Annotated in this window: 1 protein-coding gene and 3 pseudogenes; 2 read left to right on the forward strand and 2 right to left on the reverse strand. The window is 37.9% G+C overall.

Annotated elements, in window-relative coordinates; genetic code table 11:
• Positions 1–851, reverse strand: a pseudogene (locus tag ACRBG0_RS24580) (glycosyltransferase); the annotation flags it as partial.
• Between ACRBG0_RS24580 and ACRBG0_RS24585 the strand changes: the two are divergent.
• Positions 832–1,836, forward strand: coding sequence for a glycosyltransferase family 2 protein (locus ACRBG0_RS24585; protein WP_431489488.1), 1,005 nt, complete (start codon positions 832–834; stop codon positions 1,834–1,836). The pseudogene ACRBG0_RS24580 and the gene ACRBG0_RS24585 sit on opposite strands and share 20 nt — an antisense overlap.
• A 322-nt stretch (positions 1,837–2,158) precedes the next feature.
• Here ACRBG0_RS24585 and ACRBG0_RS24590 read toward each other — a convergent pair.
• A pseudogene (locus tag ACRBG0_RS24590) lies at positions 2,159–2,699 on the reverse strand (glycosyltransferase family 2 protein); the annotation flags it as partial.
• A gap of 1,540 nt (positions 2,700–4,239) precedes the next feature.
• On the opposite strand from ACRBG0_RS24590, the pseudogene ACRBG0_RS24595 reads away from it, so the two are divergent.
• Positions 4,240–4,622: pseudogene (locus ACRBG0_RS24595) on the forward strand (hypothetical protein); the annotation flags it as partial.

Genomic DNA, 4,622 nt, shown 5'->3' on the forward strand with positions numbered 1-4,622 from the left:
GCTTCCGCATATTTCTGGACACTTAATTGATCACCATCACCAGCAATAGTAAGGTGAAAAGGGAAACCCTCTTTTGCAAGAGTGTTTGCTACCCGTAGAATACCTTCTACATTTTTTGCCGCAGGATCAAAATTCGAGATATGTAATAGCCGAATAGTCGAATAGTCTTGGCGCTTTGCTGGCGACTGAAATAATTGTGTGTTAACTACATTGGGGATGACCGTAACCGGAGCAGTCAATCCGCGTTCTTGTAAAGCTAACTGTAGCGCACGGGAAACGGGGCAGACCCTCTCCGCTGCATTGGCTGCCCAAACCAGTGTTTTTTGCTTAAAGCAAGGATAAGGAGTAGGGTTGGCACTCAAAAAACCGGAGGCGTGACAACTGAGTAGGAAAGGTAGCTGGTAGCACTTTTTCCATAAATATCCCAATAAAACACCTGGCATGGCCACATGCACATGCACTAAATCGAATGTTTTACCTTGCTGGCGAAGGCGTAAAAAAGCTTTCCAAAAAAGCAATAGCCGAAACAGTAATTTGATCAATTTTCCGAACCTCCAACCAAAGTAAACGGTAAGCATCTGGTAGCCATTCTCTTCGGAGTTTACCCATTGTGTTTGACCATTTTTAAAGGCAGGGTCATGTTCTACTTGTAGTACGGTTACGTGATGAGAAGTTGCAACAAGCCGAACGTGTTTTTCGACAAAATTACCATTGGTAGGTTGTACCCGGTTGGGGTACCAGGAGCAAAGCATGAGAATATTTAAGGGAGGTTGCTGCACGAGATCAAAAATAGGATTATTCAGATGATAAGAGTTGTTTAAATTTGTAATTATGCTGATTACCATTGTCATCCCTTGTCATAATGCTGCTGCTTTTGTAGAACGAGCCATTATCTCTTGTCTCCGGCAAGAAGGTGTGGAGATTGAGATTATTGCGGTAGAAAATAATTCTACGGATAATACCTACGCTGTTTTACAAACCTTAGCTGAAAAACACCCTTCAAAATTAAAGGTTGTAAAAGAGAAAAAAAGTGGAGCCTCGGTTGCCAGGAATTGTGGTTGGAGAATGGGAGAGGGGAAGTATATACAGTTTTTGGATGCTGATGATGAATTGCTACCAGGCAAATTATTGAGGCAATTGAAGTTGATAGAGCCTGGAGGAATTGTGCTAGGAACGCCGCTTGAAACCCATATGGGGGTTAGGTTTATTGCTTTAACATTATGGGATGATGTATGGAAAGGCTTAGGACATGTATCCCATTGTGGTCAAACTTCAGCAAATTTATACCATAGGGCTGCAATTGAAATGGTAAATGGGTGGGATGAATCGGTAACAAATGGTCAAGACACTGATTTACTATTGCGTCTTTTGCAAAAAAAAGTGAATGTAGTTTTAGATAAAACTCCCGCTTCGGTCTATCATAATGATGCATTTGAAAGAATAACTACTCAGAATAAAGAAAGAGCACTCTATTCTCATTCATTAATTAGTATCAGGCTGATTCAATACCTTAAAAAGAATAAAATTGAATATTGGAAACAAAACCAGCAATATTTTTATCTCTGTCTGTATCATCATGTTCGTATGCTCGCTTGCTATGACCCCGTTAAAGCTCAATTACTTTTTGATCAATATTTGCCAATCAAATTTCGAATTGAAGCCAATAAATCATTAAACATTCCATATTGGGATGCTTTGTTTGTAAATATGCTAGGATTAAAGCGATTTGCGACCCTAAAGAATAATTTGAAGCGATTTGTTCCTGATTCTTTATGGCGAGCGATGAAATTTTATTTGAATAAAATTGGATTCAGATTCCTACAGAACCCAGAATGAATGTTCTTAAATAGGTCTTCAAGAGTTTTCGGCTAGGGGCCTTTAAAGCCTCATTAAAATATTTCCAGCCGAGGCTTTTTTGACCAGCCCTAAAAGCTAACCTGGCAAAATGGAGGTACTCTCTATTGATTTTCCAAGAAAAAGCATACTTAGGGAGATGTTGACTGAGATATGGTTGGTGTTTTTCCCAAATAGAAGAGATCGCTGCTATTTTGTTAGTGGTATGCTCTTCTGAAAAATACTTGAGGCTTCTACTTTCGGGCTGTAGTGTATATAGGACGGTCGCTTCATTTGTTTGCACTACTGGGTACTTAATTAGANNCTGTAATTAAAAAGTGAAAATCTTCTGCTAGTAAAAATTGTTCATCAAAGACCAAATCCTGGAAAAGCAGGCGAGGAAAGGCAAACGACAACAAATTGGTAGGGGAAAACCAAAATGATTGGATTTTTGTATCGGTGCGAATTAAATCCCCTTTCGTTTGTTTAGTTCTATACCGTGTAAGCATATCAGTTTTAAATATTGCAGTTGGCCCTTTGTATTCACTGATAGAATGTGCTAATATCATTAGGTGATTTGCTAGATAAGCATCATCATCATCTAAAAAAGCAATATAGTCGCCGCTGACTAGTTCAATTCCACTGTTTCGTGCACCATTTAATTCCTTGTTTTTTTGCCAATAATATTTTATCCGGTGATCACTTAAGTAAGGTTCTACAACCTCTGAAGTCTTATCGGTAGAGCCATCATCGACAATGATAAGCTCCCAATGGTCATACGATTGTGCCAGCACGCTTTCAATAGCATTAGGCAATAGCTTCGCTCGATTGTAAGTGGGGATGATGATGGAGAATAGAAGTCTCATTCGTATTTAATAAAATTAATTAGTTCTGTTAAGTTCGAAAATCGTTATTCCATCAAATGATATAGAGTCAGTACATAAATAGGAGTAGCTAGAAAACTGTTCAAGAAGCCAAGGAGTTGTTTGTTTTTGATGAGAAATTATGAAGAATAGTTTTTTTTCAAATACTGGGGAAAGGCTTTCAAGATCGCTGATAATTACAGCTCTTTCAAATAATAAACTTGGTGAATTGTCGATTGGTAAGCCGATTGTTGAGGGTTGCTCATTTAGATAATATTCTAATGGGGTTTTGCAAAAATTGGCGTGGACCAGAATGCTTTTATCTAGATGTTGTTCCTTTATCCATGAGGCCGCTCCACGCCAATTTTCCTTCGTAGCTGTCTTGTATTCTACGATTACCTTATACAGCGATAATAGCAAGATCACTGAAAAAGTAATCCTTTTCACTCCGTATTTATTGTCAATTGAATCAATTGTTAATGCAATTAATAGGTATGCTGCTAATGAAATGGGCAGAAGAGGGCGTAGTAAAAATATTGGTGCTGTTATTTTTGATATGAGAAATGAAAGACTGATAGGTACAATAAACCAGAGAGAAATAAGTAGAATTTGTAGAGACCATAGATGCCCATGGTATTTTAGCGTTTGCCATGATTTTCTCTTCAAAATGAAGTTATGGAATAGCCAAGCTAGCAAAAGCAATAAAGCAGATTCTTTTGAAATAGATAATTGAAAGATGGATGATATCAAGTTTCTAAGTCCAGGCTCTGTTATCCAATAACCAGAATTGACCCTGTTGACTTGAGTGACTAAAATACTTATCCATGGACTATAGATGAGTAAAATCAATAAGAAAGATATGATCAGAAATCTTAATTGCTTCCTTTTTAGACTGAGGTTGAAAAAGAAAACCCCTATACCAATAAATGTTATTTGAGCTGCAAAAAATAAGATGCCATAAACGTGCTGGTACAAAAAAGCACAAGTGAATAATATATAAGCAGTGAGCGTGCCTAGAACGTATTTTTTTTCCAGGAGAATCAGGTGCAAAAAATACAATGACCCTAAAGTGCAAAAAATAAAAAAGCTATAAGTACGAGCTTCTTGGGCGTAATAAATAGAAAGAGGAGAACATACTAGAAGGGTGGTTGCTATACCTGCGATTCGTTGGTTAAAAATATTTTTAGAAAAGAAATAAAAGAGAGGAATACTTNNCGGTGGAAAATAATACAGATGGTAAGCGTAATGCTAGCTCTGAATTACCAAAAAATAGAGTCCAATAATGTAGAATAATGTAGTAAAGAGGAGGATGGACATCTTTACTTATTGCATAGTCAAGTAATTCATGCAATGGAAGCATACTAATCTTAGCCGATACTGACTCGTCTAACCAGATACTCTCGTCTTTTACCCCATAGAGTCTGAGTAGTAGGCCTATCAATGTAAGTATCCCAATATAACTATAAGCTTTTAAACATGATTTTGATGCCATGAGATGTTTATCTTTGGAAATTCAAGTATTGGTTTACAGTAAATCTTTAGAATGCAAAGAAGGGGGGATCCTTGGCCTTCACAATTTCCTTATCAACAATGGTATTTAGACGCTATTGCTGGTGAATCGGCGTGGAATTATGTAAAGGTAGAGGATAAAGAGCAACTACTACTAGGAATCCTCCCTTTTCAGGAAAAGACAAGATTTGGACTAAAAACAATTACGCCCCCGCCATTATGCCCGCGCCTTGGGCCTTTTTTATTTCCGCCCAGAGAATTAAAAACACCGAAGCAATTACAGGACTTTTCTTGGCGAGTGCTTACGGAGCTAGCCCTGCAACTCCCCACATTTGCTTATGCACGAATTTGCTGGCCCTATCACCTTTCTTATGGTCGGCCTTGGCAAGTTCTAGGTTGGGAACAAAGGGTACGCTA

Source organism: Lewinella sp., assembly GCF_050633125.1.
In the GTDB taxonomy this organism is placed as follows: Bacteria; Bacteroidota; Bacteroidia; order Chitinophagales; family Saprospiraceae; genus Lewinella.